Annotated in this window: 12 protein-coding genes; 8 read left to right on the top strand and 4 right to left on the bottom strand. The window is 43.7% G+C overall.

What is annotated here, in order from left to right:
* The first annotated feature begins 11 nt into the window (after nucleotides 1–11).
* From ruvA to lpxB, 8 genes are all read left to right on the top strand, one after another.
* Entirely contained in the window at nucleotides 12–653 is a 642-nt protein-coding gene (gene ruvA, locus JWG45_RS07495; RefSeq protein ID WP_205279139.1) for a Holliday junction branch migration protein RuvA, read from the top strand.
* An 878-nt stretch (nucleotides 654–1531) separates the two neighbouring features.
* On the top strand, nucleotides 1532–2704 hold the full coding sequence (gene sucC, locus JWG45_RS07490) for an ADP-forming succinate--CoA ligase subunit beta (RefSeq protein ID WP_205279138.1): 1173 nt from the start codon (nucleotides 1532–1534) through the stop codon (nucleotides 2702–2704).
* A gap of 12 nt (nucleotides 2705–2716) precedes the next feature.
* Nucleotides 2717–3592: a succinate--CoA ligase subunit alpha gene (sucD, locus tag JWG45_RS07485; RefSeq protein WP_069606686.1), complete on the top strand. Its 876-nt coding sequence runs from the start codon at nucleotides 2717–2719 to the stop codon at nucleotides 3590–3592.
* Nucleotides 3593–3638: 46 nt separating this feature from the next.
* Complete coding sequence (locus JWG45_RS07480; RefSeq protein ID WP_205279137.1) at nucleotides 3639–5216, top strand: TolC family protein; 1578 nt, start codon at nucleotides 3639–3641, stop codon at nucleotides 5214–5216.
* A gap of 19 nt (nucleotides 5217–5235) precedes the next feature.
* Nucleotides 5236–6669 carry an SH3 domain-containing protein gene (locus tag JWG45_RS07475; protein WP_205279136.1) on the top strand — a complete coding sequence of 478 codons (1434 nt, stop codon included), beginning with the start codon at nucleotides 5236–5238 and terminating at the stop codon, nucleotides 6667–6669.
* Between the two features lie 42 nt (nucleotides 6670–6711).
* Nucleotides 6712–6954 carry an FmdB family zinc ribbon protein gene (locus JWG45_RS07470; protein ID WP_205279135.1) on the top strand — a complete coding sequence of 81 codons (243 nt, stop codon included), beginning with the start codon at nucleotides 6712–6714 and terminating at the stop codon, nucleotides 6952–6954.
* A gap of 6 nt (nucleotides 6955–6960) precedes the next feature.
* Entirely contained in the window at nucleotides 6961–7809 is an 849-nt protein-coding gene (locus JWG45_RS07465) for an LpxI family protein (protein WP_205279134.1), read from the top strand.
* Nucleotides 7763–9028 (top strand): lipid-A-disaccharide synthase, encoded by a 1266-nt coding sequence (gene lpxB / locus JWG45_RS07460; RefSeq protein ID WP_205279133.1) that lies wholly within the window; start codon nucleotides 7763–7765, stop codon nucleotides 9026–9028. Before JWG45_RS07465 ends, lpxB begins: the two co-directional genes overlap by 47 nt.
* 169 nt (nucleotides 9029–9197) lie before the next feature.
* On the opposite strand, the gene JWG45_RS07455 is transcribed toward lpxB, so the two are convergent.
* The 4 genes from JWG45_RS07455 to JWG45_RS07440 are packed head-to-tail and all read right to left on the bottom strand — an operon-like array spanning nucleotide 9198 to nucleotide 14479.
* A complete protein-coding gene (locus tag JWG45_RS07455) occupies nucleotides 9198–9611 on the bottom strand; it encodes a hypothetical protein (RefSeq protein ID WP_205279132.1) in 414 nt (137 codons plus the stop codon).
* Nucleotides 9581–11905 (bottom strand): LIC_12586 family protein, encoded by a 2325-nt coding sequence (locus JWG45_RS07450; protein ID WP_232380578.1) that lies wholly within the window; start codon nucleotides 11903–11905, stop codon nucleotides 9581–9583. Before JWG45_RS07450 ends, JWG45_RS07455 begins: the two co-directional genes overlap by 31 nt.
* The gene (locus JWG45_RS07445) at nucleotides 11809–12453 is read right to left on the bottom strand and encodes a tetratricopeptide repeat protein (protein WP_232380577.1); all 645 of its coding nucleotides are present in this window, start codon (nucleotides 12451–12453) and stop codon (nucleotides 11809–11811) included. Before JWG45_RS07445 ends, JWG45_RS07450 begins: the two co-directional genes overlap by 97 nt.
* A gap of 1 nt (nucleotide 12454) precedes the next feature.
* On the bottom strand, nucleotides 12455–14479 hold the full coding sequence (locus JWG45_RS07440) for an ATP-dependent helicase (RefSeq protein ID WP_205279131.1): 2025 nt from the start codon (nucleotides 14477–14479) through the stop codon (nucleotides 12455–12457).
* Nucleotides 14480–14488 lie beyond the last annotated feature (9 nt).

The raw sequence follows: 14488 nt of genomic DNA, 5'->3' as shown, positions 1-14488 counted from the left end.
GATAGGAGGATATGATCTCAGGCCTGAAAGGTAATCTTAGAAAATTAGAAGTAGGATTCGCTCACTTAGAAACCGGAGGAATCACTTACGAGATCACGATCTCTTTCAAAACCTACCTCGAACTCAAAAGCTTTCCCTCTTCCAAGGAAATTCATCTTTATATCTTTCACGCGATGAACGAAAGAGGAGAGAGACTTTTCGGATTCTTAACCGAACAAGACAAAGAATTCTTCAAAGTGATGAAAGGGCTTCAAGGAATCGGCGAACTGACTGCTCTCAAAATCCTTTCCTTTTTTTCTGCAGAAGACCTCTATCGAATCGCCCAATCCGGAGAAGCCAAAGAACTCGAAAAAATTCCCAAGGTAAAAGGCAAAACCTCGGAGAAGATTTTTTTTGAAGTAAAACAGAATCTAAAAAAGTTGGAACTCTTTCTTTCCGGAACCCCTTCTAAGGGAACTTCCTTCTCCCTTCCTTCCGCGAGCTCAACCCCGGAAGAAGTCGCGGCTTCACGTAGAAAGGAGATTGCCGTTTTGGGACTCATTCAGCTGGGTTTTGAGGAAAAGGCAGCTGTCAAAGAGGTGGAAAAGATTTTGAAAAATTCTCCGGAAACCGATCCGGGAGAAATCATCCGAGAAATTCTGAAAGGACTCTGATACGTGTGAGTTCCTACTTTTTTTAGATGTTTCTGAAGAATCTGGAGAACCTTTTGGAAAAGAGTTCCTTTTATGTGGAGTTCCTACTTTTTTTTTAAGAGTTTTTTTTGGTTAGATCGCGTTTTTTCAACCTTACAGGTCCGATTTTTTTTAGGACCTCTTTGAATGGGAGTTCTCACGTTTTAAAATCAAAGCTCCTTTTTACCAACCCGGGTCTTTGGATAGGAGTTCCCACGTTTTAATCTGATCCTTTCTTTTTGCAAAGAAAACTGTTCCTCTTTTGGGAGAAAATCAAGATCGGTCGCTTTTGAGTTAGGCATCGTCTTAGTGCGGGAGTTCTCACGTTCTAAAGCAAAGCTTCTTTTTACCAGCCCGAGTCTTTGGATAGGAGTTCCCACGTTTTAATCTGAGCCTTTCTTTTGTTAGAGGAACTGTTTTCTTTTTCTGGAAACAAATCCGTACCAATCGCAGTGGTTATTTTTTAAGCACATCTTTTAGGGGAGTTCCTAGATTCCAAAATCAAAACCTGCTTTTCCCAATACGAAACCCTAAAATGGGAGTTCCCACAAAATTTCGTTTCACGAACCAATCCTCAAGCAAAACTGAAATGCCAATTCTCCAACCAAAAATCCCTAAGGAACCCGAAAACGTAGGAACTCCCCAGCCCAAGATTCTACTCCAAAAATCCTTTTCCAAAACCCAACCGATTTCTGACTCAAAAAAAACAGAAGGCACAAGCAAATGGAATCCCGACCCTCAAACGAAGATTCTTCCGAATTTTTTACTGACACCAAAGTTCCCGCCGAAAACATTATAAATTTAGAGAAAACTGTTCCTCCTACTAAAAGCACTGAACTAAGTTCAATGAAGGTTAATTCATGAAAATTCACGAGTATCAGGCAAAAGAAATCCTGAGAAGGCATAAAGCCAACGTACCTTTTGGGGTCGTTATCGATAATAAAGAAAACGGATCCAAAGCCCACGACGAAGTTACCTACGCAACCGAAGGTTCCGTGGTAGTTGTAAAAGCGCAAATCCACGCCGGTGGACGCGGAAAAGGCGGCGGAGTCAAAGTCACCAAAACAAAAGAAGACGCACTAGCCGCAATCGACAAAATCCTCGGTATGCAACTCATCACTCCTCAAACCGGACCCGAAGGAAAAAAAGTCCTAAAAGTATATCTGGAGCAAGGAATCGACATCGCAAAAGAATACTATTTGAGTATTCTCCTCGATCGTTCCATTCGTAAGACAATCATCATGGCTTCTACGGAAGGTGGGATGGAGATCGAAGAAGTTGCCGAAACTCATCCGGAAAAAATCCTCAAACTCGCAGTGGATCCCGGAATCGGCCTTCAACTCAACCAAGCAAGACAACTTGCTTTCGAACTCGGACTTCCGATCGAATCTCATAAATCTTTTCAGAATCTTCTCTTCGCGATCTACGAAGCCTATATCAAAGAAGACGCATCTCTATTAGAAATCAATCCTCTCATTCTTACCAAACAGAATGAAATCATTGCAGGTGACTGCAAGATGGATCTGGATGAAAACGCGCTCTACCGTCACCAGGACAACGCGGCTTTCCGTGACGTAACCGAAGAGGATCCTCTCGAAGTGCAAGCCTCCGAGTTCAACCTCAACTACGTGAAGTTAGACGGAAACATCGGTTGTATGGTCAACGGAGCCGGACTCGCAATGGCGACGATGGACATCGTTAAGATCGCCGGCGCCGAACCTGCGAACTTCCTTGACGTAGGAGGTGGAGCGAGCAAGACCACCGTTACCAACGGATTCAAAATCATCCTCGGTGACCCGAACGTAAAGGGAATCTTCGTAAATATTTTTGGTGGAATCGTTCGTTGCGACATGGTCGCGGAAGGAATCATCGAAGCTGCGAAGGCTGTGGATCTCAAAGTTCCTCTCGTGGTTCGTCTTCAAGGAACCAACTCGGAACTCGGAAGAGAAGTCCTCAATAAGAGCGGACTCAAAATTACCGGAGTCGACGACCTCCGCGAAGCGGCAAGTACCATTGCCAAACTGATTCAATAAGAGAGAACACACATGGCAGTATTAGTTGATGAAAATACAAAGGTTGTAGTTCAAGGAATCACCGGTAAGGAAGGTTCTTTCCACGCAACTCAGATGTTAGCTTACGGAACCAAAGTGGTTGCCGGAGTTACCCCGGGAAAGGGCGGTTCAAAATGGGAAGACAAGGTTCCCGTTTTTAACACGATCCATGATTCCGTAAAAAACGAAGGCGTAAACGCGGCTGTGATTTTTGTTCCGCCTGCTTTTGCGGCGGATGCGATCATCGAAGGAATTCTCGCAGAACTTCCTCTCGTGATTTGTATTACGGAAGGAATTCCAACCCACGACATGCTCAAGGTCTACAGCGTTCTTAGAAATTCTAAAACCAGACTCGTGGGACCAAACTGTCCCGGAGTGATCACTCCTCGTGCAAAACAAAAACTGGGAATTATGCCCGGCTTTATTCATAGCCCGGGTTCGGTGGGAATCGTTTCCCGTTCCGGAACCTTGACTTACGAGTCCGTAGCTCAGATCACAAAACAAGGTTTAGGTCAGTCCACTTGTATCGGAATCGGGGGAGACCCAGTTCCCGGTATGAACCACACGGAAGCGATCAAACTTTTAAACGAAGATCCTGAAACAAAAGGAATCGTAATGATCGGTGAGATCGGCGGAACCTCGGAAGAAGAAGCCGCAGAATACATCAAGAACTACGTGAAAAAGCCGGTAGTCGGTTTTATCGCCGGTCAAACGGCTCCTCCGGGCAAAAGGATGGGACACGCGGGCGCGATCATCAGCGGAGGACTGGGAACAGCTTCTTCTAAAATGAAGGCGATGCAGGAAGCGGGAATCCACGTTTGCCAGTCGATTGCAGAAGTTGGAGAAAAAATGAAGAAGGCTCTGGGTTAACCGGGGTCTATTCTAACAAGGGTTCCAGAACTGAGGGAGGTTCGAAATGGATCAAAAAGTACAAAATTCGAAACAAAGGATTCTTAAAATTAAGAATCTCGGGAGAATTTTCTTGGGAAGTTTCGTTCTTCTTCAAACCTTCTCTCTTGCCGCCAATGAGACCCTCAAACTCACAACGGAAGAAACGGTCAAGAGAGCTCTGGAAAGTAATTATAGTTTACAAAACCTTCGTTACGAATTGGCGAAATCCGATACAAACTTCCTGAAAAACGATTCAAAGTATTCTTGGAGATTGGTGGCCGACGGAAAATCCAGTCAGTCGATTCTTCCTTTCAACCAGGCAAACCTGCTTTCGGGAACAAAGATCTCGGACGATACCATCAAAGGTGGGATCGAAAAAACCCTCCAAACAACCGGAACGTATTTCAAAGTAGAAGCGGGAACCAGAAGATTCGACTCGAACGCTTTTGAAAACGCGGCTACCACCCCAGCGGGCTTTTCTTCCTTAGGAATTCCTCCGCTTTATACCGGATTTGTAAGAGCAACGATCAGCCAGGATCTTCTCAAAAACTCTTTCGGTTACAAGGGAAGAAACGAAGTCAAAATTTTAGAATCCCAAGCCGAGATCGCAAAAAATCAAGTATCACAACAGATTTCCGGAGTGATCGTGGATTCTCTCGTGGACTTTTGGGATTACTCGATCAAAACCCAAGCGGTCAAAACCTACAAACAACTCGTAGAAAATACAAAAAATATCCGCAATCTTACTATCCGCAAACAAGGGCTCGGACTTTCCGAAGGATTCGAGGTCAATCAGTGGAATGCACTTCTCGCGCAGGCTGAAAACCAATTGGAAACCGCAGTCGTGCAAAAAGAAGAAGCGAAGAGAAAACTCGTTCGTTCTTTAAAAATTCCGGAGGGAACGTCTCTTTCGGAAGAAACCAATCTTTTGGAGGAACTCACCGAGAAACCCGACTATCCAAAGGATTTGGAATACGCATACAAACATAGAGCGGATTTTTTAAACGCTCTCAAACAAAAAGAAATCGCGGAAGCCGCACTGAAAAACGCAAATAACGACAGACTTCCTACACTCACGATTTCCGGAACAGGCGCGAGTCAGTCTCAGAACGTCATTTCTCCGCAGGAAAATTACACGGACAATACGAACGGAATCACAACCGCAAAATACAAAGAATGGACCGGACAAATGAACTTCGTCTATCCTTTGGGCGACAAGGGAGTTTTCGCGGGTGTGAGAGACGCAAACATTTCTATGCGTCAAGCGACTCTGAAAGAGGAAGATTTAAAGAACGAAGTCAGAGACGACGTAAAGACCAGAATCGAAGCTTTGGAAGCGAGCCATAGAATTTATAAAAACAATATCGTTACGGAAAGAGAAACTGAAAACTACTACAACGGAGTTTTGAGAAGTTTCCGTCAAGGTAGGGCCGACGCCGTTTCCGTAAAGAACGCGTTAGACACTCATGTTCAGGATCAGCTTCGTCTGACTCAAGCAAGAGTGAATTTTAACATCGATCTTCTCCGATACTATCTCGCGAAAAATGCACTTCTCGAACGCTTTCAAGTGGATCGAGATAAGCTGATTCCGAATCTAAATTGATGCAAAGCCGGGGTAGGACTTGAGAAAGAGTTTTTTTGTTTTCCTCGGCGCCGTTTTTGTTACGATTCTTTTCGGTTTTCTTACCTGGAAATTCCTGACTCGGAAAACCGATTCGGTTTATAAGAATTTTTCCAAAGGAAACTGGGAGGACGTGATCTTTGAGGTCTTAAAAAAGAAAGACCCGGATTTAGAGGACTACTCCTTTGCTTCGATGGCGCTTGCGGAATTTAATTCTTCCTTGTTGATTCTTCCCGCCGAAAAAAAAGAAAAACTCACACAGAAATTCTCCGAAAAATCGGGGCTCAAATTTTCCAAACGGGAAGTTTCCGGAAGAACGATCTATACGTTTGAAGATAGATTTTTTTCCTTTCTTCCGGACGGCTCTTTTCTCAAAACAAGAGCTCTTTGTAAAAAATTAACTCTCGGCGCAGAATACGAGACTTCCGATATTCTTTCCCGCCATCTCACGAAACTGATTTCATCCAACCCTCTTCCGCTTTACAACGAATACAACCAGGCTCTGCTCAAATCGCTCGCGTCCGGATCTGCGAAAGAATTGGATGAGAATGGAAGAGCGAAACTTTCCAAACTTCTTGAATACTTTTCGGGAAGAGAAGATTCTCCATTTAGCGCGAGTAAGGCGGAAATCGAAGGAAAGAATCTAAACGTAAGAACGGGCCCCGGAACCGAGAACCCGATTGCGTTTCAATTCAAGGGAGGAGAAACCGTTTTTATTTTGGACCGGGATTCCCGCACCGAAACGATCGCAGGTAAAAGAGGAAACTGGAACCAAGTCCTCGATCCACGAAACGGCGCGGTCGGCTGGATCTTCTCCGGATTCTTAAAAACCGTTTCTCCCGATCTAACCATCTCTCAAACGATGGAAGAATCCTTTCGCGCTTTGGATCGAGCTCCCGTTTGGGATTTCGAAACCTGGAAAGAATCCTCTCCTCCTTTCGGATTTCAGGGAGAATACCATACAACCGAAAAAATCGCGTTAGACGGCGATATCGGAATCGTTCTTCATTCTTCCAAAAACAAATATGATTTTATTTGTCGTTCCGTAGAGGAACCTTTTCGCGATTTGGAATTTTACGTTTCCTTTTTGGGCGGAGACGAAAGTATTCCCGTCTTTACTTTGTTCGCCGGTTCGCCCGGGGATCTAAACAAGGCGTTTGAAATTGAAATCGATAAGGAAAGCATTTCCATCAATCGAAACCGTTATATCACCGGGGATAATTTTTCTAAAAAGAGATTTCGTCTAAATATACAAAGCGCCGGTTCGAGCATTAACAGCGGGCTTACGCTCTCGGAAAAAAAAGTTCTTTCGGGAATCGATTCCCTGGAACCGATCGACATGAGTTCCGGAATTCGATGGAGGCTTTGTCTTCCGATGGCGAGAGAGAACGGAGATTCGAGTGTGAGCGTTTTTCAGTTCAAGTTTATTCCGTGACTATAAATGATAAATTAGAAAATTCTAATAGAGAGACTCAATATGCCGACATACGACTATAAATGTAAAGCCTGCGGACAAACGTTCGAGAAATTTCATTCTATGAAGGACGATCCGATCCAGGATTGTCCCCTCTGCGGAAAAAAAGGGGAAGTTGATCGAATGATTTCCAACGGGTCCGGGATCATCTTCAAAGGAACCGGATTCTACGTTACCGATTACAAAAAAAGCGGCTCCGGAGAATCCTCCGGTTCCCCGACCTCTTCCGCTTCTTCCTCGGACTAAAATTTAGTGGGAAGATTAGGAATCCTTGCCGGAGGCGGAGAACTACCTCATATCGGAATGAAAGAAGCGCTCTCCGCAGGCGAGGATCCTCTTTTGCTTTCCATCATAGAATCCGAGTTCGAAGTCGGAGAATACGCGGATCGCAATTTCCCGATCCATATCGTAAAAATCGGGACCTTGATGAAAATATGCAAGCAACAGAATATAGATCGTCTTCTTCTTTTGGGGAAGGTAAAAAAAGAGATCATCTTTAAAAATCTCAAGTTCGATCTCAAGGCCATCAGTCTTCTCGCGAGAATGGTCAACAAACACGACTATTCTATCTTTAAGACCGTTTCGGACGAGTTCGCAAAAGAAAAGATCACGATCATTTCTCAAAAGACTTTCTTAAGATCTCTTTTTCTTCCCGAAGGAAGATTTACAAAAAAGGCTTTAAACAAAAAGGAATTGGAAGACGTCTCCTTCGGAATGGAATACGCGGAGAAAATGGCGGGGCTTGACATCGGTCAGACCGTCGTCGTTTTAGATAAATCGGTTCTTGCTGTCGAGGCTGTGGAAGGAACCGATCAGGCGATTCGCAGAGGCGGCTCTTTCGCAAAAAAGGGAAAGGCGATCGTTTGTAAAAGTTCAAAACTGCATCAGGACGATCGTTTTGACCTGCCCACCGTGGGAGAAGAAACCCTCCGAATCATGCACGAGAGCAACTGCGGAACTCTCGCTCTGAGAACCGGAGAAACGATCATCGTCCATCCGAAAGAATTTATAAACCTTGCAGAAAAACTGAAAATTCACATCTTGAGTATCGGCAGTGGCAACCTTACGAAAATCAACTCTACAACCAAAAAAATCCAGTAGCCAACCCGTGTCCAAACGAGAGAGCAACGCTCTAAAAAAAGAAGATCCTAAAATTCTAATGCTCGCCGGAGAACATTCGGGCGATCTCTTGGGCGGGGAATTGATCCGAGAACTCAAAAAGAATTTTCCGGAACTGGAAACTTTCGGAGTCGGTGGAGAAAGAATGATCGAAGAAGGATTCGAGTCCATAGAATCGATGGAGGAACTTTCCATCATCGGTTTTTCCGCGATCCTTTTCAAATATAGATTTTTAAAAGCTCTGATCGGAAGACTTCTCGACGCCGCCGTGGAAAAAAATTGCACACACGCGATTCTCATCGATTATCCCGGATTCAATCTTCGACTCGCAAAAGAATTGAAAAAGCTCGGAATCACCGTCATCTTCTACGTTTCCCCGCAACTCTGGGCTTGGAAGTTCAACCGGATTTATGGAATTCGTGAAACGATCGACTTGATGCTCGTTCTATTCCCTTTCGAAAAAGAGATCTACGATCGTTATGGAGTTCCTTGCGAGTTCGTGGGGCATCCTCTCGCGGTTCGTCTCAGGGAAAAGATACGAAAAGAAGCTCCGATCGAAGAACCGGAAGACAAAATTCATTTTCACGCGATCGTTACTTTGATGCCTGGATCCAGAAGCGGGGAAATCAGAAGAATCTTAAACGATCTTTTAGAAACGGCGGGACAACTTTCCGAACACTATGAGTTGGAAAAAAAGAAAGTCCGTTTCTTACTTCCGAACATCAATCAAAAAGAAGAATTGTATATTCTCGAACAGATCGAACTTGCAAAGACGAAGTATTCCCACTTAAAAATCGAATATCTTTTCGATCGATCTCTAAGGGCCATCGAAGCATCCGATCTCGTTTTAGTAACGTCCGGAACCGCCACTTTAGAAGTCGCTTATTTTGAAAAACCGATGGTCATCCTTTACAAGGTGAGTATGTTTACATACACGATCGGTTCTCTTTTTATCCGAACCCCGAACATCGGACTCGTAAACATTTTATCCGGAAAAGAAATTTGCAGAGAATTGGTTCAAGCGGAATGTACTCCGACTCATATCGTAGAAGAATCGATTCAACTTTTAGAAAATAAAAAATATCGAAACAAAACGATCGAAGATATTCGCAAAGTTAAAGAATCTCTTGGAAGTGAAAATTCTTCCCGTCACGCCGCAAGAGAAATCACAAAGCTAATCAAAGGAATTCCGAGAAAATAGAAAAAAGTTTTTCCATCGGAATTCCGTCAAAAATTAGGAAAAAAATACTTTCGCGTGATTTCCAACTTGGAACGCTTGGAACGGGCTTAAAAAGTCCGCGACAAATCTTTTTTACGATGAAACCCCTTTGTCCTAACGGCAAAATTCTATTACAAATAAACTTGTAAGACTAACGCGAATTGTTTTCGGCGGAGATTCTTTTTAAGACGACGAGGTCTTCTCCCCAAAGTCCTTGCCACGTATTGGATTTGAGTTCGCGAAATAAAAAGTAACCGCTTGGGGTTTCTTCTCCTCTTCTTCTGAGTTGAAGCCCTTCCCCGTCTTCCAGAAGAAATAATTTGGTTTCCTTTTCCTCTTCCAAAAGAACCGCTTCCTTTTCGCTTAAGAAACGAATTTGAACTAATGGATGGATCGGTGCCACTCTCCAGGTTCCGATCAGATCGATTTTTGTCGAGGAGTCGGAGCCGAATTTTTGATCCGCGGATCCGAAAAAATAAAGATAGATTCCAAAACATAATAGGATCGTAAGCACGACCCCGGAAGAAATGAGAATTATCTGTCTCCGATTGATTCCAGTTTGCATTCCCCTGCTTCCTCCTTAAATTTTCGACTGATAAAAGTTTCGTTGAGTTTTCCGTTTGCACTGATTCGGATTCGATTGTTTTCAACGGCGCCGTAACCCGAAAGATCCGCGGACTCATTCTTCCAAAAAATATTTCGATAATACGAAAGTGTCGGCAAAAGATTGTGTTCGTAACCGAAGTCGAACGGTTCTCGCAGATTCAGAGGTAAGGAGCGTTTGTCTTGAAATCGGGAACGATTAAAGCTCACGTTATGCAAAACATTCAAAGAATTGTGAAGCGCCAGAAAATCGTCGCCAAAAAGCCGAATCGTTGTATCGGAAGTCACCGATTCAGGAATGATCCAGGATCCGCAAAAACCGTTTACCGGTTCCTCCCAAGGCATTTCGTCGACTTTCATCCTTAAATCCATATAAGGATTGTCCTGACCGAAAGTGAAGTTCGCAAATCCTTCCGCATAGGGGGTTTCATTTTGATATCCTTTCAAATCCAATCGCGAGAAGAATGGTACGATTTTACCGTCGAGAGTAATTCTTCCCAAATCTTTTTCCTTTATTCGAAAAGACTTGAGCCTCCAGTGAATCGTGGCAGTGAAATACTCCATTAGATATTTATAAAACGGCGTCCTCGTCCATCGAATTTCAGGAATGAGCTTTTCCTGTCTTGTTCGGATATCGGTTCGAATCCAATTCTTCCAAGAATGATATACGGGAAGAAAATCCTTAACAGAGATACGATCCAATTGTAATTCCCATTTCCAATCGTTTGAAAAAGGATAAAAAAAGGCGCCGTTCGCGCGGGGAGATTTTTTCCAGCCGGTTTTACCCGTAATCGAGGTGGCCAGGGTTTCCTGGAAAAGGGCCCCTTTGGCGTTGAATTCCAAAATATTTCCGGGAAGAACACTTGCGATCACCTGGTCCAAACGAACGTCGAAAAACGGATCCTTCCAGTGAAATCCCAAAAGATTAAAGGAAACGTTGCTTTTGATCCAATCGTTATAATTCCCGGTCTCTTCCCATTTTCCTTTTAGGTTGAGTTGCCCTTCGAGAATTTCCAAATCACCCGGAAGCTGAAAGATGGATTTTAATTCTTTTACATTCTTCCAATCCGCATAAATTTCCCAAACCGCGAGTTTCTTTAAATTCAGTCCATAGGTTACGCGAAATAGGTTCTCTTCTTTGGAAAACGTATGGATTTGTTTTTCTCCGGTCTCGTCGAGTTTGAGATCCATCTCGTGTATTAAGTCCGCGTCCTTTAGATCGGGAATTTTCAGACCTAAAGGAAGTTCCTGTTGAATTTTGCCGGAAACGTTTGTGAACTGATTTTTTCCTCGAACCGAAAGTTTTTTTCCATTGAGGAGAATTTCATATTCTCCGGAAATTTTTCCGGAAGTGAGTAGCATCTTTCCAAATAGAGAATAAAGCCCTCTGATTTTTTCCGCCTTTACATTCTGAAAATGGAATATACTTTTGGATTCTTCGGAGTTGAACTTCGTCTCGAAGGTTCCCTGGATATATCTCGAATAAGGAAACGGAAAAAGGGAATCACTTACCTTTACGATCACACCTTCCGGTTGTTTGGTGATGACGATGTCAATTCCTTTGATTGCGTTTAAAACCTCTTCACCGCTTTTGGAGATCGTAATCGTTGTGTTGAGCAATCGTATCTCGGGAATATTGATCTTCTGCACGTAACCGATCAATTCTCCGGCGATCGCGTCCTGTAGATCCAGATTGATGGAAGAATCTTTGACCACGATTCCTTTGATATACGGCTGCCCCTTCCACAAACCGCCGAGACGGAATTGGATCTTATTTGTTCTAAAAAGAATGTGATTGAGGGCGAAATCTTCTTCAGAGGAAATCCGAAAATCCTCAAAAACTACCGCGTTCGGAAAATCGTATTCCACAACCCCGAGCGTCACCGCGCGGCCGAGCTCTTGGTTGATAAATTTGCGCGAAAGTTCTTTGAGACCTCGTAAGTCCAAAAGACGAGTCCTCACATAATATCCGACGGATTCTACGACGATCGCATGAGCGCTCAGGAGCAAAACAAAGGAGATAAGGATAAATTTGATTCTTCTGTTTTTTCTTAGAAAAAGAAAAAAGGATCCGAGAAAGGGAAGTAAATCACCGGGGGCTAAGGACTTTGCTTTTTGCCAAACCCGGTGAACGACGGTTAAATGAAAAAAAGAACGAATTATCTTGGAAGAACCTGAGAAAGTTTTTCCTGAATCTCTTTCAGAGCCGGGCTTTCCGGAAATTTCTGAAGACCCTCTTCCAGAACGATCTGGCATCTCTTGAATTCCTTGATTCTCATAAAACTATTGGCTACGGTTTCGTAGAAAAGAATGTCTTTTTCAAAGTCTTTTTCTCTCGAAGCGCGTCCTAAGATCCCAAGAGCGAGACCGTATTTCTCTTCCTGGTAAAGCGCCTTGGCATACATCTTTCGGCGGGTCGTGGACTCGTAATTCTTATCCACGGTTTCCGATTTTCTAAAATGAACGATCGCGTTTTCGGTATCGTTGATTCCCAGATACGCGGTCCCGAGGTAGTGGTCTAAGTGTTCCAGACCCTTTCCTTCTTTCGAACTTTGGATCTCTTTTAAAACGATCGATGCTTCTTTATAAGATTCAATTTGCAGAAGAAGTTTTGCTTTTTCCATGAGGAGAGAAGAACGTTTTTTCTCGTCCAAAGACAGGGAAAGCTGGGAATCGATTCCCTGAATTTTCGCGCGAACCGCCGATTCCTGAGAACCGCCGTTATCCACGGTTTTCTGACCGCTTGCACAGGCGGTGAGAACGAGTATTGTTACCAGAGTCAGTATTTTTTTATCTAAAGCCATTCTACGATCCTGTTTTCAATTTTTCCAGTTCAGCGAAGAAGTCTGCCGTCTCCTGCTCTCTGGATTCTTCATTGGAAACCCAGTCCAAAGTCTCGGGATCGATCTCAGTAAGAAACCGAGAAGCCTGGGTAGCCATCTGCTCCCCAAATTTGCGTCGATTTGCGGCCCCTGTCAAGCATAAATGCTTCCTCGCTCGGGTCATAGCCACATAGAGAAGACGCCTCTCCTCGTCTACGGAGGATTCTTCGGTTAGCACTCGAGAGTTAGGCAAGATCCCTTCTTCCAATCCTGCGACATAAACCGAGTCAAACTCGAGACCTTTGGACTGATGAATCGTGAGAAGCTGAACCCGATTGTCTTCCTTATCGTCGTCCGAAGGAGTCTCGTCTTCCATAAGAAGATTGAGTCGATTTATAAAATCAAAGAGGGTCGGCTTTTCGGGAGAATCATGATTCTCCTCAAAGTAGGACATCATGTTTACGAGTTCGGAAAGATTGAAGGTCCGAGCTTTTGCGATCTTTTCGTCTTTCTCTTCGAGGAGAATTTCTTTTTCGATTCCCACTTCTTGAATGAACTCTCGAAAGGCGAGATACATCTTCGGCATTGTCGCGAATTTCTTTTTGGTTCGTTCGATAAGGTTTACAAAATTATAAATTTCAGATTGAATCTTTTTTTGTAATCCCGGAATAAAATCGGGAGATTCGCAGACTCGAAAAAGAATCTCATATAAGGATTCCTTTTGATGTCCCGCTTTTTCGTGAATCAGAGAGATACTTCCGGGTCCGATGCCTCGTTTCGGATAGTTCAAAACACGGAGAAGAGACGCATCGTCTCTCGTGTTTGCGATGAGACGAATGTAGGAAATCATATCCCGGACTTCCTTTCGATCGAAGAAGTTATATCCTCCGATCAACTTGTAAGGAATCGATCTACTTCTAAGTTCTTCCTCGAAAGGTCTGGTCTGAAAATTCGTTCGAAATAGAATCGCGATCTGACTTCCGATTCTTGCTTCCTTGATGATTTCTTCCCGGATACTATCCACGACGTAAGAGGCTTCGTCCTTTTCGTCCATTCTTTCTATATAACGAATCTTTCTTCCTCCGGGAATGGAAGAGAAAAGCTCCTTCGATCTTCTCGAAAGATTGTTTTTGATAAGCGAATTCGCTCCTTGGATGATGACTTGGGTCGAACGATAATTCTCCAAAAGACGCACAACGTTGCTTTCCGGAAAGTCCTGTTCGAAGTTGAGAATCAAACTGAGGTCGGATCCTCGAAACGCGTAGATGGACTGATCGTCGTCGCCTACGACGCAGAGATTTCGATTCTCTCCCATAAGCGCTCTTAAAAAAGTGTACTGAGTTTGGTTCGTATCTTGAAACTCGTCGACCATGAAGTATTGAAACTTCTTGTGATATTCTTCCCTTACTTCTTGAAATTCTTTCAACAAAAGACCCGGAAGAAGAATGAGATCGTCAAAGTCCAAGGAATTCTGTTCTTTGAGTGAATTCTGATAACTGTCATAGATCAGATTCGCGATTTGATCCGATTCCACAAGGGAAGAATCCAGATACTCCCTATAACTCGGGCCCGAATTTTTGATCCTGGAAATTTTCCCGAGAATCTCGGAAACCTTGGTTTTTTTGAGTTCTACTTTATTCGCAATCAATAATGTAGTTACGAAACCTTCCTGATCGTTTTGGTTCAGAAGAAGAAAAGGATGTTTGTACCCGATAAGCCCGATGTGTTTTTTTAGGATGTTGAGGCCGAGGGAATGAAACGTGGAGAGAACGATTCCTTTTAACTTCTGTCTCGGGATCATCTTCCGAACCCGTTCCTCCATTTCTCTCGCGCTCTTGTTTGTAAAAGAAAGCGCGACGATCTTTCCGGCGGATACTCCGGCGTTCTCGATCAAATGTGCGATTCGATTCGAAATTACACGGGTTTTTCCGGATCCGGCTCCGGCAAATATTAGAATCGGTCCGTCTACGTGGCGGACCGCTTTTTCCTGTTCAGGATTGAGCTTCATGGGACATGG

Source organism: Leptospira ainlahdjerensis (assembly GCF_016919175.1).
In the GTDB taxonomy this organism is placed as follows: Bacteria; Spirochaetota; Leptospiria; order Leptospirales; family Leptospiraceae; genus Leptospira; species Leptospira ainlahdjerensis.
This window is presented reverse-complemented; position numbering and strand designations above follow the sequence as displayed.